Below are 21,506 nucleotides of genomic sequence, written 5' to 3' on the forward strand. Positions count from 1 at the left end.
GGCCGTGCCGCTACGCCTCGCCAGCCCGTTCGTGGCAGAATGCGGGTATTCGACACCATTTTAGAAAGCAAGCCATGAAGGGCGATCCAGAAGTCATCCGTTTGTTGAACGCACAGCTGACCAACGAACTCACCGCCATCAACCAGTACTTCCTCCACGCGCGCATGTACAAGCACTGGGGCCTGGAAAAGATCGCGAAGAAAGAATACGAAGAATCGATCGGCGAGATGAAGCACGCCGACAAGCTGATCGACCGCATCCTGATGCTCGACGGCCTGCCGAACCTGCAAGCGATGCACAAGATCATGATCGGCGAGCACACCGAAGAAATGATCGGCTGCGACCTGGCGCTGGAAAAAGGCGCCCAGCTGACCGTCAAGGAAGGCATCGCCACCGCCGAAAAGGCCGGCGACTACGTCTCGCGCGACCTGCTGCTGATGATTTTGGAAGACACCGAAGAGCACATCGACTGGCTTGAAACGCAGCTGGACCTGATCGGCAAGATCGGCATCCAGAACTACCTGCAAAGCCAGATCATCGAAGAGTAAATGCCTGCTTGACGATCGGTGGCGTCACGCGGCGCCGGTCGCCTCGTTATCCTTAAGCCGCAGGCCCTCCGCCTGCGGCTTTTTTAATTTCACGAACAGCACGGCCACCGCGCCGCACAACATCAGGCCACCGGCAAGCCGGATCACGTTCTCCGGATTCCCGCCCAGCAGGCTGCGGTAGTACAAAGGCAGCGTGAAGATCTGGATGATCATCGGGATCACGATGAACATATTGAAGATGCCCATATAAACCCCGGTGCGCTCCGGCGGAATGCAACCGGCCAGCATCACATACGGATTGCCCATGATGGACGCCCACGCCAGGCCGATGCCGACCATCGGCACGAACAGCAGCGCCGGCGAGTGGATCATCGGAATACTCAGCATCGCGAAACCGGCCAGCATCAGGCACACGCTGTGCGTCAGCTTCGGACCATACTTGCGCGTGAACGGTACCAGCGCCAGCGCGCCGATGAACGCGATGAAGTTATAGAAGGCCCCCACCTGCCCGGTCAGCAAACCGGCGTCGCGGAAGCCCTGCGACGCGGGGTCGGTGGTGCCGTACAAGGTGGTCGACAGCGACAGCATGATGTACTGCCAGTAGCAGAACATCGCATACCACTGGAACAGCTTGACCCACGCCAGCTGCTTCATCGTCGCCGGCATCTCGCGCACGGCGCTGACGATGTCGCCCAAGGTATGACGCCAGCCGGCCGGCCGCGAACGGATCTCCGCCAACTCCTGCGCGGTCAGCGGATGCTCGGGCGTCGTCTTCAAGGTCCATAGCACGGAGCTGATCGAGAACACCGCGCCGATCAAAAAGGCCACGATGACGATATGAGGAATATGGCTGCTGTTGACGGCGTCCTTGTTCATGCCCAGCCAGACCAGCAACGACGGCGTCAGGTAGGCCAGCGTTTGCCCCAGACCGGTGAAGGCGCTCTGCGTCAGGAATCCCAGCGAATGCTGCTTCGGCGCCAGCTTGTCGCTGACGAAGGCGCGGTACGGCTCCATCGTCACGTTGTTGGCCGCGTCCAGTATCCACAGCAGGCTGGCCGCCATCCACAAGGTGGGGCTGAACGGCATCGCCAGCAGGCCAAGGCTGCACAGGATTGCGCCGATCAGGAAGTACGGCGTGCGCCGCCCCCAGCGCGTGACGGTGCGGTCGCTCATGGCGCCGATCAGCGGCTGCACCAGCAGCCCGGTCATCGGGCCGGCCAGCCACAGATACGGCAGGCTCGCCTCGTCGGCGCCCAGGTACTTGTAGATGGGGCTCATGCTGCTTTGCTGCAGGCCAAAGCTGAACTGGATGCCGAAGAAGCCAATGTTCATATTGACGATCTGCCACCACGACAGATGCGGTTTCATGCCGGTGCCGCTCATACCACCGCCCCGGCTTTCGACGGCAGCACGCCGCCACTGCGCCAGCAGGCGATCCACGGCTGATAGAAGGCGATATCGGCCGGCACCGCGCCGGAAATGCCGCAAATGGCGCCGGCGAAGGCGTTGGCGCGCGCCAGTGTGAGCGCCAGCGACCAGCCCCGCGACTGGCCGAACAGGAACACGGCCGAGAAGGCGTCGCCCGCGCCGACCGTGTCGACGATGCGCGCCGGCGCGTGGCACTCCTGGTTGGCGGTGACGGCGCCGTCGGCGCCGAAGTGCAGGGCGCCGCGCTCACCGAGCGTGACGATCAGCCCCTTGAGCGAGAAGATCCGCATCAGCGCCTGACAGGCCTCCACCATCTCGGGGCTGTCGATCGCCTTCGTTCCCGGCTTGGTGTGCGTGTACCAGCTGAATAAATCCTTGAGCTCTTCCTCGTTGACCTTGACGATGTCGGCCAGGTGCAAAGACTCGAAGGCGCAGCGTTCCGTCACCTGCCCGTCCCGCACGTTCAGGTCCAGATAGCGCGTGGCGTCCGAATGGCGCAGCATCTCGCGCACCGTCTTGCGCGAACACTCGTGGCGCTGCGCCATCGTGCCGAAGTAGATGACGCCTGGCTTGGCCTCGGCCAGCGCCGCCAGCGCGGGAGACGTCTCCACATAGTCGTACGCCTGGTCTGGCAGGATGATGAAGCGGTGGCCTTGCTCGTTGCGCTCGACCACCACGCGGCCGGTGGCCTCTTTGGAATCGATCTGCAAGCCGGCCTGGCTCATGCCGAAACGCTCGAATTCCGCGCGCATCAAGGCGCCGTTCTTGTCGCCGCCGATGCGCGTGACCATCAGCGTGGCGACGCCGAACGCCGCCAGATTGCGCGCCACGTTGAACGGCGCACCGCCGACAACCTGCTCGGTGATGAAATCGTCTACCAGCGCTTCGCCGAATACGGCGATCGTTCTTGGGGTTATAGCTGCATTCATGCATGTCTCCACGCCCTCTCGGGCGATTTTATATTATTCGCGTGCCAGCCAGTGCATCGCGTAAGGCGCCAGGGTGATCGTTCCTTCGACAGGGCCCGGCGCCGCGCAGTCGCTCCAGGCGCCTCGCAAGGTGTAGTCCTGCGGCTGGCCGGTAAAGTTCATCAACGTCAGGAAGCTGTCGCCGCGCGCCAGCGCCAGCACGCCTTCCGGCGCTTCTCCCAGCAGGGTACGCGGCGCGTTGGCGGCCAGTGCATCCTGCTTGCGGCGCACGCGTATCAGATTGGCCAAGCCCTGGAACATCAGGCCCGGCGCGCTGCTTTTATCGTAGCGGTGCTTCCAGCGCTGCTCGTCGAACACGGGGCGCTGCAACCAGCGGCTGTCCATCGCATGCTGCGGACGGTCCAGATAACTATAGTCGTTTTCCATCGCCAGCTCGTCGCCCATGTACAGCACCGGCAGCGCGCCAAAGCTCAGCGCCAGGCCATGCAGCAACTGCATGCGGCGCAGTGCCAGCGAACGTTCCCCCTCGTTGCTCGCGGTCTGCAAACCGGTCAGCGACGCGGCCATGCCGTTGCTGCCGTGGGCAGCGTTCGGATCGGTGCTCTGGAAGGCGGCGCCGCTGGCATAACTGCCTTCGACGCCGCTGAAGAAGCGCGCGGCGCCGGCTAGCCGCGCCGCGCTGCCGGCGGTGGAACCTGCTTCGGCTTCCGCGCGCAGCACGTTCCACCCGATGTCGTCGTGGCAGCGCACATAACTGAGCCAGGTGGCGGCCGACGGCAAGGCCGGCGTATTGCGGATCACCTCGCGCAGCACGCCGGTGTTTTGCTCCGCCAGCGCCACCCAGCCGGCCGCCATCAGGCTGCTGTGATAGGCGATATGGCATTCCGGCGCGGTGGCGCTGCCCAGATAGGCCGGCAGCTCGCGTGTCGGCACGATGGCCTCGGCCTTCAGCAGAACGCCCGGTGCGACGATATCGACGATGGCGCGCAGCGCTTGCAGGATCTGGTGCGCCTCCGGTTGGTTCATGCTGTTGGTGCCTTCGCGCTTCCACAGGAAGGCTGTGGAATCGAGGCGGAACACTTCGATGCCGCGATTGGCCAGGCGCAGCATGGCCGCCGCCATTTCGGCGAAGACGTCCGGATTGGACCAGTTCATGTCCCACTGATAGGGGTAGAAGGTGGTCCACACCCAGCCGCCCATCGCTTCGACATAGGTGAAGTTACCCGGCGCGACTTGTGGGAACACCTGGCCCAAGGTGCGCTCGTGGCGGTCCGGCAGGTCGCGGTCGGGGAAGACGTGGAACATCGCGCGCGCCCTGGCGTCGCCGGCTTTCGCGGCCAGCGCCCATTGGTTGTCGTCGGCGACGTGGTTCAGGATGAAGTCGGAGCACAGGCTGATGCCAGCCATGCGCAGGCGCGTGGTCAGCGCGTGCAGGTCGGCGTTGGTGCCCAGCGCCGGATCGACTTCGTCGAAGCTGGTGACGGCGAAGCCGCCGTCGTTTTCGCCTTCGCGCGGACGCAGGAAAGGCAGCAGGTGCAGGTAGCTGACGCCCAGTTCCTCGAGATAGGGGATGCGGTCGGCGACGCCGTTCAAATTGCCGCCGAAGTTTTGTACGTAGGCGCAGTAGCCAAGCATGCGCTGGTTGAGGAACCAGTCGGGGTGCGCGACGCGCTGGAGGTCGAGCGCGCGCAGTTCGGGGGCGCGTTCGGCGTACAGCTTGCCCAGGGATGCCATCAGATCGCCGAGCCAGGCGTCGAAGCCGACGTGGTCGCCGTACAGGCCGGCCAGCAGGCGGCGCAGCACCGGTTCGGCCGTTGTCAGGCGTTCAGCCGCCTGTGGCCGCAGATCTTCGGGAAGGACCGCGAGCAGGCGGTCCGAGGTTACTTGAGAGGGCATAGTCGAAAGGCTTGGTGATGGGTTTTCGTAGGGGGGATTAGGCGGAACGCCGTAATCCACCATGCATGCGCCGCCGGCGACGCATGCATTGGCGGATTACGCTGCGCTAATCCGCCCTACGTGTTTCAGATTGAAGCTTGGTCCTGCTTAGAAGGCGTACGACAAGGTGACCTTCGCGGCGCGGCCGGTGATCGAGCGTGCCGCATGCCCATCGCCTTCGACTTCGGTGTAGCCGATCTTGTTGAACAGGTTATTGGCGCTCAGCGACACGGTGGCCTTCTCAGTCACGCGGTAGTTGACGAAGGCGTTGACCACAGCATACGCCGGCATCTCGATGGTGTGCGCATCGTCGCCCCACGATTTGCCGGTGCCGATCACGCTGGCGCCGACCGTCGCGTCGCCGATGGTGTAGGTCGGCGCGACCTGATAGATCCACTTGGCCTGGCGGCGTGGCGAATTACCGATATTGGCCACATCTGCGGCGGCCGTGCCGGTGATCTTGGCATGCGTATAAGTCGCGCCGCCGCTGATGCGGAAGTCGCCGATCGAATACGCGCCTTCCAGCTCCACGCCCTTGGCGTCGTACTTGTTGGAGGTGCTGCGCTGCGTGGTCGCCTCGTAGTTGCTCTCGTCGGTCTTGGCCTGGAACAGCGTCACGAAGGTGCTCAAACCGCCGCTGCGCCATTTCACGCCGCCTTCCAGCTGCTTGACGGTGTTGATGTTGATCGGCGCCGAACCATCCAGCGGCGTCCCGAACAGAATACGGTCCGCATTGAACGCCACGCCATCGCTGACACGCGCGAACGCCGCCAGGTTATTGGTGATCCGGTAGTTACCGCCCACCGAATACGACGTGTGGTTGATCTTGTAGTTGACCATCTGCTCGGTGGCCGGATCGTAGCGCAGGCCGCCGGTGGCGATATTAGCGCTGCCGTTGGCTTCCTGGCGGTCCTGGCGCACGCTCGCGTCCAGGTTCAGCGGACCGGCCTCGTAACCCACGTTCAGGTAAGGCGACGTCAGTTTGTATTCCATATCGACCGCGCGCATGCAGCAGCCGCCGAAGGCCGGACCGACCAGGCCTGGCGTGGTGCTGGCCGTTTGCAGCAGCGCCGGTTTGTCGCCGCTCAGCTGCATCAGGTACTCGTTGAAGTTCCACGTCAACGCCAGCTTCTGGTTCGACAGATACAGGCCGGCGGTGGTGGTCAACTTCGAGCCATCGGCCAGCTTGAAGGTCTTCGACAGCTTGGTGTCATTGAGCGTATTGCCGGCGTCGTCGATCGAGGTGTTGAACACCACCGCCGAGAAGGCGAGGCCGTTGTAGGCCTGGCCGCGATTCGGGCCGGTGGCGAAGGTGTAATTGCCGTTCACGCCATTGTTACCGGCGAAGACGCCGGTGAAGCGGCCGCTGTTGTCGGAGGCGCGGAACTTGTTACTGAGGTTCCAGCCGTCGCCCAGGTCGAACGAGCCTTCCAGGCCGATCGAATCGCTCTTCACATGCAGGCCGTCGTTGACGTCGGTCGACACCGGCGTGTTGTTCTTGCCCAAGGTGACATCGCGCACCCAGTTCGGCGAATAGAAGCTCACCGTGCGCGGATCGATGCCCGGGATCTCGGTGATCTTTTGGTTCACCACGCGCACCGGCACCGGCAGCGCGGTCGGCGATTTGTCGTCGACGTGCTTGAACGACAGGCGGATGAAACCATTGTCCAGGTCATGCGTGAGATTGCCGCGGATCTGGCCGCCGCTGGCGGTGCTCATGCCGCTATCGCGCACGCCTTCTCCGGTGCGGTAGCTGCCGCCGATGAAGAAGCGGGTCTTGTCCGAGATCGGCGCGCCATAGTCGAAATCGTAGCGGGTCTCGTCGTAACCGAGGCCGCGGCTGATGCCTATATGGCCGCCCTTCTCCTCGCCGGTCTTGGTGATGAAGTTGATGATGCCGCCCGGCGCGTTGGTCGCCAGGGTGGAGGCCGAGCCGCCGCGCACCACTTCCAGGTGGTCGAGCGTGCCGTCGATCTTGACGTAGCTGTCCGGCGTGATGAAGTTGAAGTCGCCCGACTGCAGCACCGGCAGGCCGTCTTCCTGGATCTGCACATAACGCGCGCCGCCGGCCGATACCGGCACGCCGCGCACGGTGATGTTGGCATTGCCCTCGCCGCCCGACGATTCGGCGCGCACGCCCGGCACGGCGCGCAGCACTTCGGCCGCGCTCAGGGCCGCCGAATTCTTGATGACGTCACCCTCGATGGTGCTGATCGAAACGCTGGTCTTCATCTTCGACGAACCGGTGGTGGTGCCGGTGACCACCACGCGTTCCATGTTCAAACCGTCGGCGGGTGCGGCGGTGGCCGAAGCGGCGGCGGGAGCGGCTTCCTGCGCGGCGGCGACGCCCATGTGCAGGACGGCGGCGGCGACGGCGGCCGTCATGGCGGCCAGTTTGATGGTGCGGTGTTTCATGGTGGTCTCCAGATATTGTCGTTTTGCTCTGCTGTTTTGTTGAGCAGGTACGCCATTATTCCTTGAACACGGATTTAATGCAATCGATTGCATAGATGCGCCGCAATATGTTCTAGCGGCAATTCCACTAGAGGGAAATAATGTGGAAAACGCGAGTAGAGTCGTTGTATGACACGATTAATGGTGCATCGCACCATTAAATTTATGCAATCGGTTGCGAAAATCGGACAGTCGTCAGACTGCGCAGCTGCTCGAGCGCACCACCAGCTTGGTCGGCAACTGCAGCGACGGCGACGGCCGGCCCTCGACCAGCTCCAGCAGCGACGCCACCAGCGCGCGGCCGGCCTCGCGGATCGGCTGCTGTACGGTGCTCAAGGGAGGATGGAAATAGGTCGACAACTCGATATCGTCATAGCCGACGACGGCCACCTGTCCCGGCACGAACAGGCCATGCTCGCGCATCGTATTAATGGCGGTCATGGCCAGCAAATCGCTGCCGGCGAAGATGGCGTCGAACGGCACGCGCCGCGCCAGCAGCTCCCGCACCGCCTCGCGTCCACCCTCGGGCAGGAACGACACCGACACCTGCAAGGCCGGATCGACCTCGATGCCGGCCTTGCGCAGCGCGGCACAATAGCCTTCGTAACGCTGCCCGACTTCCGGCAGGTTGATATCGCCGAAGAAGGCGATGCGCTTGCGGCCCTCCTCCAGCAAATGGGTGACGGCCAACTCGCCGCCGGTCACGTTGTCGCCGCCAACGGTGCAGTACAGCTGCTGCGGCAACTGGGCGCCCCACACCACGATCGGCACATGGCGCGCCGCAAGCTGGTTCAATTGTTCATGATGGCGCCACTGGCCGATCAACACGATGCCGATCACGCGGCCGGTGTCGAACGGCCCGGCCGCCGCGTCCAGCTCCTCGGCGTTGACGCGCGAGACCAGCATGTCGAAACCCTGCTCGGTCAGCGCGTCGGCCAGGCTGCCCAGCATCCCCAGGAAAAACGGATCGGACAAATGCTGGCGCGTGGCCGGGTCGTACGGGATCACCACGCCGACGGTGCGGTTCTGCTTCATGCGCAGGTTTTGCGCGCCGATGTTGATGGTGTATTTGAGCGAGCGCGCCAGCTCCATGATGCGCACGCGCGTTTCCTCGCTGACCAATTTGCTGCCGGCCAGCGCGCGCGACACGGTCGAGGTGGACACGCCGGCCAGCCGCGCGATATCGGCCATCTGCAACCGGCGCTGCTGCGCGGAGGCGCTGTCCGCCTCGGGCGGCATCGTCTTAGGCATGGTTACTTCAGGCGGATGGCACGGTGTCTTTGAACGACTGGCGCTCCGACAGCTTGTCGAACAACTTGGCGAGGTTGGCGTGGTCGTCGCGCCATGTGATCTCGGGGAAGCGGAACGACAGCCAGCCCAGGGTGCAGCCGACCGCCACGTCGGCCAGCGAATAGTTCTTGCCTGCGCAGTAAGCCTGGTCGCCCAGCTTTTCCGACAGCGCCGCCAGGCCCAGATGCACCTTGCGCATCTGGCGCGCGATCCAGTCCTCGCTTTGCAGCTCGATCGGACGCTGGGTGCGCTCCAGGCGCACGATGATGGCGGCGTCCAGCATGCCGTCGGCCAGCGCCTCCCAGCACTTGACGTCGGCGCGATCGCGGCCGTTCGGCGGCAGCAGCTTGCACACCGGCGTCAGGGTATCCAGATACTCGACCATCACGCGCGAATCGACCATCACACTGCCGTCCTCCATGACCAGGGCCGGCACCTTGCCCAGCGGGTTCAGGGTGCTGATGGCCGTATCGGGCGCCCACACGTTTTCTAGCTCGAACTGGCAATCGAGCTTTTTTTCGGCCAGGACGACCCGAACTTTGCGGACATAAGGACTGGCGAGGGAACCGATAAGTTTCATGGATGCACGGAGTAGAAGGTTAGCGGACAGTATAACATCGGCGGGGTCGCCCTCCGCCAATGGTAAAATCACGTTTTGCCTTCTTCAACTTCCCCTCCTCGATCATGACCACACCTGCTTACTCCACGTTGTCGGCGCTGTCGCCGCTGGACGGCCGCTACGCCGGCAAAACCGACCTGCTGCGTCCCATCCTGTCCGAATCGGGCTTCATGCACCACCGCGTCAAAGTGGAAATCTCCTGGCTGCAAGCGCTGTCGCTGGCCGGTTTCGCCGAGATCAAGCCGTTTTCGGCCGCCGGCACCGCGCTGCTGGACAAGATCGCCAACGAGTTCAAGGAAAGCGACGCGGCCCGCATCAAGGAGATCGAAGCGGTCACCAACCACGACGTCAAGGCCGTGGAATACTGGCTCAAGGAACAAGTCAAGGACGTGCCGGAACTGGTCGCCGCGTCGGAGTTCATCCACTTCGCCTGCACCTCGGAAGACATCAACAACACCTCGCACGGCATGATGCTCAAGGCCGCCCGCGACGGCGTCATGCTGCCATCGCTGCGCAACGTCATCGCCAGGCTGACCGACATCGCCATCGCCAACGCCGACGTGCCGATGCTGTCGCGCACCCACGGCCAGACCGCCAGCCCGACCACCCTGGGCAAGGAGATGGCCAACGTCGTCGCCCGCCTGCAGCGCGCCATCAAGCGCATCGAGCAGGTCGAGATCCTCGGCAAAATGAACGGCGCGGTCGGCAACTACAACGCCCACCTGTCGGCGTATCCATCGTTCGACTGGGCGGCGTTCTCCAAGGACGTCATCGAGCAGCGTCTGGGCCTGGTGTTCAACCCGTACACCATCCAGATCGAACCGCACGACTACATGGCCGAACTGTTCGACGCCTTCGCCCGCGTCAACACCATCCTGCTGGATTTGAACCGCGACATCTGGAGCTACGTCTCGCTCGGCTACTTCAAGCAGAAGACCAAGGCCGGCGAAATCGGCTCGTCGACCATGCCGCACAAGGTCAACCCGATCGACTTCGAAAACTCCGAGGGCAACCTGGGCCTGGCCAACGCGGTACTCAAGCACCTGTCGGAAAAGCTGCCGGTCTCGCGCATGCAGCGCGACCTGACCGACTCGACCGTGCTGCGCAACATCGGCGTCGGCTTCGGCTACACCCTGCTGGCCTACGACAGCTGCCTGCGCGGCCTCAACAAGCTGGAAGTGAACCACGCCCGCCTCGCCGCCGACCTCGACGCCAACTGGGAAGTGCTGGCCGAGCCGGTGCAAACGGTGATGCGCCGCTACGGCATCGAGAACCCGTACGAGCAGTTGAAGGAACTGACGCGCGGCAAGGGCATCTCCAAGGATGCGCTGCGCGAGTTCATCCTCGGCCTGGCCATTCCGCAGGACGCCAAGGACCTGCTGCTGGACATGACGCCGGCCAACTACATCGGCATCGCCCCGGCTCTGGCAAAAGCCATCTGATGTAAATAAGCAATCTGTCATACACTAGCCTCCGCGACGCACGTCCCGGGGGCTTTTTTATTGCCCGCCAGCACACGCCGCGTTTCTTTGGTATATTAGCCGCAACAGTTAGTCCTAACACGTACTATTTTCCGGAGCACTACCCATGCAACGTTATACCAAGACGGCCATGCTGCTGCACTGGCTGATCGCGCTGATGATCGTCGCGGCCTTCTTCCTCGGCCTGACGATGGTCGCGATTCCCGGCTTCACGCCGACCAAGCTCAAATACTTCTCCTGGCACAAATGGCTGGGCGTGACGGTGCTCGCGCTGGCCGCACTCCGCCTGCTGTGGCGGTTGGCGAACACGCCGCCGGCGCCGCTGGTGAGCATCCCGCCATGGCAGCACAAGGTCGCCGACGGCGTGCACTACCTGCTGTACTTCCTGATGTTCGCCGCGCCGATCTCCGGCTATCTGTATGGCAGCGCGGCCGGCGTGCCGGTGGTCTACCTCAAGCTGGTCACCCTGCCGGCGCTGATCGGACCGGACCCTGAACTTAAGGCAATTTTAAAAACTGTTCATTATGTTTTGGTCATGACGATGGCGGGTGTTGTTGTCGCCCACGCTCTGGCCGCACTCAAGCATCATTTTATCGACCGCGACATCACGCTCAAGCGGATGCTGCCGTAACCCCTACCGGAGCCACTATGAAAACCATGAAGAAAATCGCCCTCGTCTCCCTGATGGGTGTCGCCCTGGCCGCCAGCGCCGCCGTCTTGAAAACCGATCCAGCCAAGAGCTCGGTTTCGGCCACGTTCAAGCAAATGAACGTGCCGATCGAATCGAAATTCAAGAAATACACGGTCGCCATCGATTACGACGCCGCCAAGCCGGACGCCTCCAAGGCCACGGTCGAAGTCGAAACGGCCAGCCTGGACATGGGCGATCCGGAGTACAACAAGGAAGTGGCCAAGAAGGAGTGGTTCAACTCGGCCCAGTTCCCGAAAGCGACCTTCGTCTCGAGCGCCATCAAAAGCGCCGGCCCGGGCAAGCTCACCGTCACCGGCAAGCTGACCATCAAAGGCAAAGCCACCGACATCACCTTCCCGCTGACGGTCAAGACCGAGGGCGGCAAGCAAGTGTTCGACGGCGCGCTGCCGATCAAACGCCTGGCCTACAACATCGGCGAAGGCGAATGGAAGGACACCAGCATGGTGGCCGACGACGTCACGATCAAGTTTCACGTAGTAGCCGGCCAATAAGTCCGGTCAATAAACCACTCGCCATCCACTCAGGGAGACACACCGCATGAAATTACAGATCCTGGTCGCCACCTTGCTGGCCGCCTCGGCCACGTCCGCCATCGCCGCCACCTACAACATCGACCCGACGCACACCTTCCCGAGCTTCGAGGCCGACCACATGGGCCTGTCGGTATGGCGCGGCAAGTTCAACAAGACCAGCGGCACCGTCACCCTGGACGCCAAGACCAAGACCGGCTCGCTGGACATCGCCATCGACCCGGCCTCGATCAACTTCGGTTTCGACAAGATGGACAGCCACGCGCGCGGTCCGGACATGTTCAACGTCGAGAAATTCCCGACCATCACCTACAAGAGCAAATCGTTCAAGTTCGACGGTGACAAGCTGATCGGCGTCGACGGCGAACTGACGATGCTGGGCGTGACCAAGCCGGTCATGCTCAAGGTCGACAAGTTCAAGTGCATCATGCACCCGCGCTACAAGAAGGAAGTCTGCGGCGCCGACGCCACGGCCGAGTTCAAGCGCACCGATTTCGGCCTGAACTACGGCACCCCGGCGTTCGCCCCGGAAGTCAAACTGGCGATCCAGATCGAAGCCATCAAAGCCGACTAAACAGTCGGGGTCAAGTCTGTCATTCAGACACGGCCCCAACCGTAAGCCCCCACCCCGGGGGTCAGTGCCGACATTCGGACACGAGCTCGTGTCCGAATGTCGGCACTGACCCCCGGGGTTGCTTTTTGATATCGTCAAAATGTGGTTGACGTATACGGCAATGCTGCGGATACTCTCAGCGCTGTCCCACGTCACCACTTTGGAAACGATATAAATGCATAAGACTCTGATCGCGCTCGCCATCCTGAGCACCGCCGCCCATGCCGACGAAGGCATGTGGATGCCGCAACAGCTGCCACAAGTGGCGAAGGAACTGAAAGCCGCCGGCCTCGAGCTGGATCCGGCCAACCTGACCAAGCTGACCGAGTTCCCGGCCGGCGCCATCGTCAGCCTCGGCGGTTGCTCGGCGTCGTTCGTGTCGCCACAAGGCCTCGTTGCGACCAACCACCATTGCGTCTACGGCAGCGTCGCACATAATTCGACGCCGGAACGTAATCTGCTGGCCAACGGTTTCCTGGCCAAGAACTTCGGCGAGGAATTGCCGGCTGCGCCGGGCAGCCGCATCTTCGTGACCAAGGCCGTCACCGACGTGACCAAGCAGGTCGTCACGCCAGCCGTCGCCAAACTGAGCGGCAAGAAGCGCAGCGATGCGATCGAGAAAAACAGCAAGGCCATCACCGCCGAGTGCGAAAAAGACGCGGGTCACCGCTGCACCGTGTCGTCGTTCTACGGAGGCCTGGAATTTTATCTGAGCAAACAACTCGAGATCCGCGACGTGCGCCTGGTGCACGCGCCGCCGGAAGGCGTCGGCAAGTTCGGCGGCGATACCGATAACTGGATGTGGCCGCGCCACACCGGCGATTATGGCTTTTACCGCGCCTACGTCAGCAAGGACGGCAAGGCCGCCGACTACAGCAAGGACAACGTTCCCTACGTGCCGCAGCACTATCTGAAACTGGCCAGGGAAGGCGTCAAGGAAGGCGATTTCATCATGGTGCTGGGCTACCCCGGCCGCACCAACCGCCACCGCCTGCCGTCGGAAGTGGCCTTCACTTTCGACTGGAGCTATCCGAACTTCGTCAAGACGTCGGCCGAGAACCTGGCGACCATCGCCGCCATGACCAAGGATGACAAGGACACCGCGCTGAAGTACGCGTCGCAGGTGGCCAGCATCAACAATTACTACAAGAACCGCCAGGGCATGCTGAACTCGTACGCCAACAGCGATATGCTGGCCCGCAAAACGGCCGAGCACGAGGCGCTGAAGACATGGATCAACGCCGACGCCGCCCGCAAGAAGGAATACGCGTCCGACATCGAACTGGTCGAGAAGCTGATCGCCCAGCGCGACGCCGAAACCAAGCGCGACTACTATCTGTCGACCTCGAAACCGCGCCTGCTTAACACCGCGCGCGTGCTGTACCGCCTGGCCAACGAGAACGCCAAACCCGACGTCGAGCGCAAGTCCGGCTACCAGGTGCGCGACGTGCCGCGCATCAAGTCCAGCGTCGCCGCGCTGCTGCGCAATTACGACGAAAAGGTCGACAAGGCGCTGGTCATGAACAGCCTGACCAAGTACGCGGCCCAGCCGGCCGCCCAGCGCAGCGCCGCCTTCGATACGGTCGTCGGCATCAAGGACGGCATGAGCCGCGCCGACCTGCAGGCGGCGCTCGACAAGCTCTACGCCGGCAGCAAGCTGGGCGACGCGGCCACCCGCACCGCCTGGCTGGACAAGAAGCCGCAGGACTTCAAGGCCAGCGACGACGCCTTCGTCAAGGCGGCCGTGGCGCTGTACGACAACGACCTGAAGGAAGAAGCGGCCGAGGAAGAACTGGGCGGCAAGCTGCAGCAAGCCTACGGCAACTACATGAAGGCCAAGATCGCCTACATGAACAGCCAGGGCCGCGCTGTTTATCCCGATGCCAACAGCACCTTGCGCGTGACCTTCGGCAAGATCGCCGGCCGCGATCCGGGCGCCGACGGTTCGAGCTGGAAAGCCTTCACCACCGTGGCCGGCGTCGCCGCCAAGGCCACCGGCGAAGGCGAGTTTAACGCGCCCAAGGCGCAGCTGGACGCGATCAAGGCCAAGGACTTCGGCAAGTATGTCGATCCGGTGCTCAAATCGGTGCCGGTCGCCTACCTGGCGACCCTGGACATCACCGGCGGCAACTCCGGCTCGGCCGCGCTGAACAGCAAAGGCGAATGGATCGGCCTGGCCTTCGACGGCACGCTCGATTCGATCATCTCCGATTGGGACTTCAACAAGGCGATGACGCGCGATATCCAGGTCGATCTGCGCTACATCCTGTGGAACATGAAGCACGTCGACCACGCCGACAATCTGCTGAAGGAAATGAACGCCGAGTAATTCCCTGCCGCTCAACGAAACCACGCCCCGGCAACGCGGCGTGGTTTTTTTTGCGCCTGCGGTACAGTAACGCTTCCATTCCACCAATCAAGACCAGGAGAAGTCATGCCCGCCAAAAAAGTCGCCGTAGTGATCGGCAGTCTGCGCAAGGAGTCGATCAACCGCAAGTTCGCCCACGAACTGATCGCGCTGGCGCCGCCTTCGCTGGAGTTCAACATCGTTGAAATCGGCGAGATGGCCCTGTACAACGAGGATTTGGAAGGGAAAGATGTCACGCCGCCGCAGGCGTGGACCCATTTCCGCCAGCGCATCAAGGAGGCCGACGCCGTGCTGTTCGTTACGCCGGAGTACAACCGCTCGGTGCCGGCGCCGCTGAAGAACGCCATCGATATCGGCTCGCGTCCCTACGGCGACAGCGCCTGGAGCGGCAAGCCGGCCGGCGTGGTCACCGTTTCGCCCGGCGCGGTGGGCGGTTTCGGCGCCAACCATCATCTGCGCCAGTCGCTGGTGTTCCTCGACATGCCGGTGCTGCAACAGCCGGAAGCTTACATCGGCGGCGCCGGCAGCCTGCTGGGCGACGACGGCAAGATCAACAACGACCGCACCAGGGAATTCCTGAAGAAATTCGCCGACGCCTTCGCGGCCTGGGTGGAAACCAACGCCAAGAAATAATCAGCGCCGGATTGCCCGGAACGCGTAGCCGGCCACCGTCAGCGCGGCCGGCTTGGCGACCAAGCCGGCATCGCCCACCGGTCCGCCGGCGGCCTGCGTCGCCCGGCGCAGCGGCACCAACTGCGGCCCATCGCGCCCCGGCAACAGCGCCAGGTCGACACCGGGCAGGCGCAGCGGCAGGCCTTCGATCTCGTCGGCGGCCAGCGCCTCGCAGCTGACATATAACCGATACGAGGTGCGGCCGTTGCCCAGCTCCAGCACAAAACCCGCCACAGGCGCCGTTCCCGGCCGACCGGGCATGGCCGTCACGCGCAGCCACGCTTTATCGTTGTTCTTCCCCGTGCCCTTACGCAGATGCAATGCGTCCCAGGTCTGCATCGGATAGTAGTGCGGGCCGTCGCCCCCACCGCCCGGCGCCGACGATGGCGGCGGCATAGGAGGCACCGCCGCGCCGGCGGACGGCTCCACCAGGATCACCGGCAGCCTGCGCAGCGCGGCCAGCGGCGCCAGCCCGCCGTAGCGTCCGGCGCTGGCCGGCGTCACCAGCACCAGGTCGACCGCCGGCCACTCGCGCACCGACTCGGCGCTGTAGGCGTCGGCGTCGGCCCCCACGGTCAGCAGGCGCAGCCCCTGGAAGCGGATCAGCGCCAGGCCTTTGCCGACCAGCTGCACGCTGCCTTGCGCCGCGCCGACGATGGCGACGCCGCCGGCCGCTTTCACGTCGATCACATAGCGCGGCCCGATCTGCGCCAGCCCCACCTTGCACACCAGCGCCAGCAGAAAAGCGACCAGCACCGCACCAAGCCCACTCCCGTTCCACATCGCTGGCTCCTGGTTCATGACGAGAATTCCAGTAGACCACCGCGTGGATTTATTTCCTTGAAACAACTCGAGTACTTGGCGCGAGCGGCCTGCCGCCGCTCAAAAAGCGGGCACGAATGATACAATCGCGCCCTCGACAGCACGCCGAAGCGCCCACAAGGCTTGGCGCGCCATTTCACATTGTTCCTCTGAGATCCAGACTGCCATGCACCCAGATATGCCGACGCCTTATGAAAAAGGCAATCAAAATCAAACCACCCTGTGGACCGAATGCATCGCGTTCTACGAGGAGCTGGCCGCGCGCTTCCCGCAGGTGCTGCGTTTTGAACAGATCGGCGTGTCCGACGGCGGCATCCCGGTGCATGCCGGCATCGTCAGCCCGGACGGCGTGTTCGACCGCTCGCAGATCAAGGCCGAGGGCCGCACCGTCTTCTTCAACAACAACGGCATCCACCCCGGCGAACCCGAGGGCGTGGACGCCTGCATGGCCATCGTGCGCGACCTGTGCTACGAGCCGGCCCGCCTGGCGGCGCTGGGCGACACCGTGCTGCTGTTCGTACCGCTCTACAACGTCGACGGCGCGCTGAACCGGGCCAACACCTCGCGCGTCAACCAGGACGGCCCCGAGCAATTCGGCTTCCGCGGCAACAGCCGCCACCTGGACCTGAACCGCGACTTCATCAAGTGCGACACGCTCAACGCCCGCCTGTTCAACCAGCTGGTGACCAGCTGGGACCCGGACGTCATGGTCGACACCCATACGTCCAACGGCGCCGACTATCCGTACACGATGACCCTGATCCACACCCAGGCGGACAAGCTGGGCTACGGCCTCGGCCCCTTCCTGCGCGAGACCATGCTGCCGCACATCTACGCCCAGATGGAAGCGAAGGGCTGGCCCACCTGCCCCTACGTCAACCCAATCAAGGACAGCCCGGACGACGGCCTCGCCGAATTCCTGGAAGTGCCGCGCTTCTCGACCGGCTTCGCGGCCCTGCACCACGTCATCGGCTTCATGCCGGAGACGCACATGCTCAAGCCTTTCAAGGACCGCTACGAATCGATGCGCGCGCTGCTGGACGTGACGATGGCCTTCACCGCCGCCCACGGCGCGCAAATCCGCGCCCTGCGCGCCGACGCCAAAGAGCAGGCGGCCAACGCCAGCGAGTGGACCGTCGCCTGGCAAATGGATGACACCAATCCGTCGACCGTCCGCTTCAAGGGCTACGCGGCCAAGCGCAGCGCCAGCGTGCTGGGGAACTATCAGCGCCTCTCGTACGATCGCAGCCAGCCGTGGGAAAAGGACATCGCCTACTACAACAACTTCGTGCCGGCGGCCACCGTGCGCGCGCCGAAAGGCTATATCGTGCCGCAAGCCTGGCGCGAAGCCATCGAGCGCCTGCAGTGGAACGGCGTCGAGATGGCCGCGTTCGACGAAGCGTCGACCATCGAGGCGCAGTACTATCACATCGCCTCGGTGACCTCGCGCCCGCACGCGTATGAAGGCCATATGTACCACGACGCCGTGGAACTGGAAGCGCGCACCGGCAGCTTCACCGTGCGGCCGGGCGACTGGTTCATTCCGCTCAAGCAGGCCAACGCCCGCTACGCCGTCGAAACGCTGGAACCGCAAGGCCACGACTCATTCTTCCGCTGGGGCTTCTTCAACAGCGTGCTGGAAAAGAAGGAAGCGTTCTCCGACTACGTGTTCGAAGACCTGGCGCTGGAAATGCTCGAAGCGGAACCGGAACTGAAGGCCAAGTTCGAAGCGTGGAAGGCCGCCAATCCGGCGCTGCTGTCGGATCAGGAAAAAGTATTGGGCTTCATCTTCGAAAACGGCAAGCGCCACGCCGAACCCGAATGGCGCCGCTACCCGGTGCTGTCGGTCTTCTGACGACAGCCCGACACCGTAGTTTCGCGTTCCCCGTGTGCGCGGCGGCGATCCCGCCGTGCACACATTAGCACCCGCTGCCCACAAGGTCACAGCCATGCACTACGCACTCAATCTGCGCACTTTCTTCTACAGCCACTATTTTTATCTTGGGCTGCGCTTCGCCGCGGGCCTGGTCGGCGTCACCGTGATCACCCTGCAGTTCGCCGACATGGCCACCGCCATGACGGTCTGCATCGGCGCCCTGTGCACCGCGCTGATGGACATGCCCAGCCCCCTGCGCCACAAATTCAACGAGATGAGCGCCTCGGTGCTGCTGTGCAGCGCCGTCACCTTGCTCATCAGCCTGTGCGCGCCGCTGCATTGGCTGCTGCTGACGATGCTGGTGATAATCAGCTTCCTCGCCTGCATGATGGTCGTCTACGGCAAAAAGTCGATGCCGCTGCAACTGGCCACGCTGTTCATCATGACCATGTCGATGGAACACTCGATGACGGTCAAGCAGTCGTTTATCCACACCGGCTTGTTTACGCTTGGCGCGGTGGCCTACCTGGCGTACGCGATGGGCATCTCGTGGATACTGCGCCACCGCATCAAGCAGCAGGTGCTGGCCGAGGCGCTGTTCGAGCTGGCCGCCTACATCGATATCAAGGCCGACTTCTACGACACCCGCTACAACCTCAATGAGCAGTTCAATAAGCTGGTGCGCCATCAAAGCGTGCTGGCCGACCGCCAGCAGGCGTCGCGAGACCTGATCCTGCGCGCGCACCAGAACAGCAAGGACGCCATCGTGGTGCAGGTCCACGTCTGCATGCTGGACCTGTATGAGCTGATCCTGTCGACCCACACCGATTACGCGCAACTGCGCATGCACCTGGCCGATTCGCCGGTGCTCAAAACGCTGCACGACCTGGCCTACAAGGCCGCGCGCGATATCGAATCGGTGGCCTACGACGTCACCCGCAAAAAGGCCTCGTACGCGGAGATCAGCTACACGCCGGAGCTGGACGCCGTGGAAGCGGAACTGGCCGCGATCCAGCGCCGCATCGACGACGGTAAGCCGCAGCAGGAAGCCTTGGCGGTGCTGCGCGCCCAGCGCAACAAGATCCGCGCCATCATCAAGATGATCGGCGAACTGCATCAGGCCAGCCAGAAGGTCTCCGACACCACGCCGTTCTGGGTCGACGCCGACATGGGGCCCTTCCTGTCGCAGCAAAAGTACGAGCTGCGCATGATCCTGTCGCACCTGCGCATGGATTCGCCGATCTTCCGCTTCTCGCTGCGGGTGGCGATGGCGATCTCGGTCGGCCTGGCGGTGGCCGCGTGGCTGCCTTACGCGGCGCACAGCTACTGGATCGTGCTGACCATCGTGATCATCCTCAAACCCAGCTTCAGCATGACCAAGCAGCGGCGCAGCGACCGCATCATCGGCACCGTCATCGGCTGCGTGATCACCGCGCTGGTGATCCGCTACCTGAACCACCCCGCGTTCATGCTCGGCATCCTGGTGGTGGCGACGGTGGCCACGCCCACTTTCATCTACCTGCGCTACCGCTACGCCGCCATCGCGGTCAGCATCATGATCCTGCTGCAGATGCACCTGATCGCGCCGGGGAACAATGACCTGATCATGGAGCGCCTGATCGATACCTTCATCGGCGCGGCGGTGGCGACGGCCTTCAGCTTCGTGCTGGCCAACTGGGAATACCAAACCCTCCCGCGCCTGATCCGCGAAGTGCTGGACGTGAACCTGCGCTACATGCAGGCCAGCTTCGATCTGCTGCAAGGCAAAGGCAAGGACGATTTCGCCTACCGCATCGAGCGCAAACGGTTGATGGACAGCCTGGCATCGCTCAGCTCCGCGCTGGTGCGCATGCTCGACGAGCCATCGAGCAAGCAGCGCGCAGTGGAGGACATCAACCTGTTCATCGTGCAAAACTACCTGCTGGTAGCGCACGTGGCGGCCTTGCGCTCGATCCTGCGCCGCCACGTGACGGAGTTGCCGAAGGAGCCGGTCAACGCCATGCTGGACGAGAGCCACGCCCAGGTGGTCGGCATCCTGTCGCAGGCGCTCGACCGCCACGTGCATAAGACGCCGGCGCCGCTCGCTGCGCTGGCGCCGAACAAGCCGGTCGACAGCGCAGCCGGCACCGCCGCCGTGCCGTGGTCGGGCTGGCCCTTGGTGCAGCGCCGCATCCGTCTGTTGCAAGCCGATGCCGCAAAAATCATCGTCCATAGTGAAGCCATCGTCCGCAACGTGGCCTGATACTGCTAACATGGGGCGATGAGTTCATCATCCGCCCCTTTCACCACCCGCGACCTCCTTTCCGCCCTGGCCGTGGTCCTGATCTGGGGCACCAACTTCGTCGCGATGAAGATCGGCCTCAAGGACTTGACGCCGTTCCAGATGGGCGCCGCCCGCTATGTGTTCGCGGTGCTGCCGCTGATCCTCGTCGTGCGTCCGCCCAAGCTCCCCGTCAAATGGATCGTCGCCTATGGGCTGTGCCAGGGCGTCGGCCAGTTCGGACTGCTGTTCCTGTCGCTCAAGGTCGGCATGTCCGCCTCGCTGGCGTCGGTCATCCTGCAAACGCAGGTCTTCTTCACCGCCCTGTTCGGCTTCGTGCTGCTGCGCGAGCGCGCCAGCCGCGCGCTGAAAGGCGGCCTGCTGCTGGCGGCCGTGGGGCTGGTCTGCTTCGGCATGAACTACGTGGAACCGGGCCACGCCGGCGGCACCACCGCCGGCGGCTTCTTGCTGACCTTGATGGCGGCGGCGATGTGGGCCGCCTCCAATATCGTCGTGCGCCGCGCCCAGCAGGCGACGCCGGAATTCGACGTGGTCAGCTTCATGGTCTGGTGCAGCCTGGTGCCGATCCTGCCGTTCATCGGCCTATCGCTGGCGTTCGACGATCCGGCCACCCGCTGGCACTGGACCGGCGCGCCGTGGACCACCTGGGCGGCGGTCGCCTATCTGGGCTGGATGGCCACCATTCTCGGCTACGCGATGTGGACCCGGCTTCTCAAGCGCCATCCGGTCAACCGCGTGGCGCCGTTCAGCCTGGGCGTGCCGGTGGTCGGCATCAGCGCCGGCATGGTGCTGCTGGGCGACGTCGTCACCGGCTGGCAATGGGCCGGCATCGCGCTGATCGTGCTGTCGCTGATGTGCACGATGTTTGGCGGCCGCTGGCTCGACCGCCGGGGTTAACTTCCTGTCATTGATTTTCCAAATAAAATCGATATCCGCTATCACGTTCGT

General features: G+C 63.5%; 17 protein-coding genes. 10 read left to right on the forward strand and 7 right to left on the reverse strand.

The features are described 5' to 3' along the window. The first annotated feature begins 74 nt into the window (after window positions 1-74). The gene (gene bfr / locus NHH73_29390; protein USX26616.1) at window positions 75-548 is read left to right on the forward strand and encodes a bacterioferritin; all 474 of its coding nucleotides are present in this window, start codon (window positions 75-77) and stop codon (window positions 546-548) included. 24 nt (window positions 549-572) lie between these two features. Here the strand turns inward: bfr and NHH73_29395 are convergent, their stop codons facing one another. From NHH73_29395 to NHH73_29420, 6 genes are all read right to left on the reverse strand, one after another. After that, window positions 573-1,916, reverse strand: a complete 1,344-nt coding sequence (locus NHH73_29395; GenBank protein USX26617.1) for an MFS transporter — start codon at window positions 1,914-1,916, stop codon at window positions 573-575. 11 nt (window positions 1,917-1,927) lie between these two features. Beyond that, window positions 1,928-2,905 (reverse strand): PfkB family carbohydrate kinase, encoded by a 978-nt coding sequence (locus NHH73_29400; protein ID USX26618.1) that lies wholly within the window; start codon window positions 2,903-2,905, stop codon window positions 1,928-1,930. 33 nt (window positions 2,906-2,938) lie between these two features. Further along, complete coding sequence (locus tag NHH73_29405; protein USX26619.1) at window positions 2,939-4,801, reverse strand: alpha-amylase family protein; 1,863 nt, start codon at window positions 4,799-4,801, stop codon at window positions 2,939-2,941. A 147-nt stretch (window positions 4,802-4,948) separates the two neighbouring features. Next, complete coding sequence (locus NHH73_29410; GenBank protein ID USX26620.1) at window positions 4,949-7,255, reverse strand: TonB-dependent receptor; 2,307 nt, start codon at window positions 7,253-7,255, stop codon at window positions 4,949-4,951. A 234-nt stretch (window positions 7,256-7,489) separates the two neighbouring features. Further along, entirely contained in the window at window positions 7,490-8,545 is a 1,056-nt protein-coding gene (locus tag NHH73_29415) for a LacI family DNA-binding transcriptional regulator (protein USX26621.1), read from the reverse strand. Between the two features lie 7 nt (window positions 8,546-8,552). Then, the gene (locus NHH73_29420) at window positions 8,553-9,164 is read right to left on the reverse strand and encodes a glutathione S-transferase N-terminal domain-containing protein (protein ID USX26622.1); all 612 of its coding nucleotides are present in this window, start codon (window positions 9,162-9,164) and stop codon (window positions 8,553-8,555) included. 104 nt (window positions 9,165-9,268) lie between these two features. On the opposite strand from NHH73_29420, the gene purB reads away from it, so the two are divergent. The 6 genes from purB to NHH73_29450 all read left to right on the forward strand — a co-directional run bounded on the left by purB (window position 9,269) and on the right by NHH73_29450 (window position 15,540). Continuing rightward, complete coding sequence (gene purB / locus NHH73_29425) at window positions 9,269-10,645, forward strand: adenylosuccinate lyase (GenBank protein USX29748.1); 1,377 nt, start codon at window positions 9,269-9,271, stop codon at window positions 10,643-10,645. A 145-nt stretch (window positions 10,646-10,790) separates the two neighbouring features. Then, window positions 10,791-11,315, forward strand: a complete 525-nt coding sequence (locus tag NHH73_29430) for a cytochrome b (GenBank protein USX26623.1) — start codon at window positions 10,791-10,793, stop codon at window positions 11,313-11,315. 17 nt (window positions 11,316-11,332) lie between these two features. Further along, window positions 11,333-11,887, forward strand: a complete 555-nt coding sequence (locus NHH73_29435; GenBank protein USX26624.1) for a YceI family protein — start codon at window positions 11,333-11,335, stop codon at window positions 11,885-11,887. Between the two features lie 46 nt (window positions 11,888-11,933). Beyond that, window positions 11,934-12,500 (forward strand): YceI family protein, encoded by a 567-nt coding sequence (locus NHH73_29440; protein ID USX26625.1) that lies wholly within the window; start codon window positions 11,934-11,936, stop codon window positions 12,498-12,500. Window positions 12,501-12,714: 214 nt separating this feature from the next. Further along, entirely contained in the window at window positions 12,715-14,868 is a 2,154-nt protein-coding gene (locus tag NHH73_29445; protein USX26626.1) for a S46 family peptidase, read from the forward strand. A 105-nt stretch (window positions 14,869-14,973) separates the two neighbouring features. Next, window positions 14,974-15,540: an NAD(P)H-dependent oxidoreductase gene (locus tag NHH73_29450; protein ID USX26627.1), complete on the forward strand. Its 567-nt coding sequence runs from the start codon at window positions 14,974-14,976 to the stop codon at window positions 15,538-15,540. Here the strand turns inward: NHH73_29450 and NHH73_29455 are convergent, their stop codons facing one another. Then, a complete protein-coding gene (locus tag NHH73_29455) occupies window positions 15,541-16,380 on the reverse strand; it encodes a hypothetical protein (protein ID USX26628.1) in 840 nt (279 codons plus the stop codon). A gap of 187 nt (window positions 16,381-16,567) precedes the next feature. On the opposite strand from NHH73_29455, the gene NHH73_29460 reads away from it, so the two are divergent. The 3 genes from NHH73_29460 to NHH73_29470 all read left to right on the forward strand — a co-directional run bounded on the left by NHH73_29460 (window position 16,568) and on the right by NHH73_29470 (window position 21,455). Beyond that, a complete protein-coding gene (locus NHH73_29460; protein USX26629.1) occupies window positions 16,568-18,256 on the forward strand; it encodes a peptidase M14 in 1,689 nt (562 codons plus the stop codon). Between the two features lie 94 nt (window positions 18,257-18,350). Beyond that, the gene (locus NHH73_29465; protein USX26630.1) at window positions 18,351-20,519 is read left to right on the forward strand and encodes an FUSC family protein; all 2,169 of its coding nucleotides are present in this window, start codon (window positions 18,351-18,353) and stop codon (window positions 20,517-20,519) included. An 18-nt stretch (window positions 20,520-20,537) separates the two neighbouring features. Next, window positions 20,538-21,455 (forward strand): EamA family transporter, encoded by a 918-nt coding sequence (locus NHH73_29470; protein ID USX26631.1) that lies wholly within the window; start codon window positions 20,538-20,540, stop codon window positions 21,453-21,455. The last annotated feature ends 51 nt before the right edge of the window (window positions 21,456-21,506 follow it).

Source organism: Oxalobacteraceae bacterium OTU3CINTB1 (assembly GCA_024123955.1).
Lineage (GTDB): Bacteria > Pseudomonadota > Gammaproteobacteria > Burkholderiales > Burkholderiaceae_D > Rugamonas.

Bases quoted from the DNA above. Each gene is read 5' to 3' on its own strand.
- bfr (USX26616.1), top strand. From the start codon at position 75: ATGAAGGGCGATCCAGAAGTCATCCGTTTGTTGAACGCACAGCTGACC.
- NHH73_29395 (USX26617.1), bottom strand. From the start codon at position 1,916: ATGAAACCGCATCTGTCGTGGTGGCAGATCGTCAATATGAACATTGGC.
- NHH73_29400 (USX26618.1), bottom strand. From the start codon at position 2,905: ATGAATGCAGCTATAACCCCAAGAACGATCGCCGTATTCGGCGAAGCG.
- NHH73_29405 (USX26619.1), bottom strand. From the start codon at position 4,801: ATGCCCTCTCAAGTAACCTCGGACCGCCTGCTCGCGGTCCTTCCCGAA.
- NHH73_29410 (USX26620.1), bottom strand. From the start codon at position 7,255: ATGAAACACCGCACCATCAAACTGGCCGCCATGACGGCCGCCGTCGCC.
- NHH73_29415 (USX26621.1), bottom strand. From the start codon at position 8,545: ATGCCTAAGACGATGCCGCCCGAGGCGGACAGCGCCTCCGCGCAGCAG.
- NHH73_29420 (USX26622.1), bottom strand. From the start codon at position 9,164: ATGAAACTTATCGGTTCCCTCGCCAGTCCTTATGTCCGCAAAGTTCGG.
- purB (USX29748.1), top strand. From the start codon at position 9,269: ATGACCACACCTGCTTACTCCACGTTGTCGGCGCTGTCGCCGCTGGAC.
- NHH73_29430 (USX26623.1), top strand. From the start codon at position 10,791: ATGCAACGTTATACCAAGACGGCCATGCTGCTGCACTGGCTGATCGCG.
- NHH73_29435 (USX26624.1), top strand. From the start codon at position 11,333: ATGAAAACCATGAAGAAAATCGCCCTCGTCTCCCTGATGGGTGTCGCC.
- NHH73_29440 (USX26625.1), top strand. From the start codon at position 11,934: ATGAAATTACAGATCCTGGTCGCCACCTTGCTGGCCGCCTCGGCCACG.
- NHH73_29445 (USX26626.1), top strand. From the start codon at position 12,715: ATGCATAAGACTCTGATCGCGCTCGCCATCCTGAGCACCGCCGCCCAT.
- NHH73_29450 (USX26627.1), top strand. From the start codon at position 14,974: ATGCCCGCCAAAAAAGTCGCCGTAGTGATCGGCAGTCTGCGCAAGGAG.
- NHH73_29455 (USX26628.1), bottom strand. From the start codon at position 16,380: ATGAACCAGGAGCCAGCGATGTGGAACGGGAGTGGGCTTGGTGCGGTG.
- NHH73_29460 (USX26629.1), top strand. From the start codon at position 16,568: ATGCACCCAGATATGCCGACGCCTTATGAAAAAGGCAATCAAAATCAA.
- NHH73_29465 (USX26630.1), top strand. From the start codon at position 18,351: ATGCACTACGCACTCAATCTGCGCACTTTCTTCTACAGCCACTATTTT.
- NHH73_29470 (USX26631.1), top strand. From the start codon at position 20,538: ATGAGTTCATCATCCGCCCCTTTCACCACCCGCGACCTCCTTTCCGCC.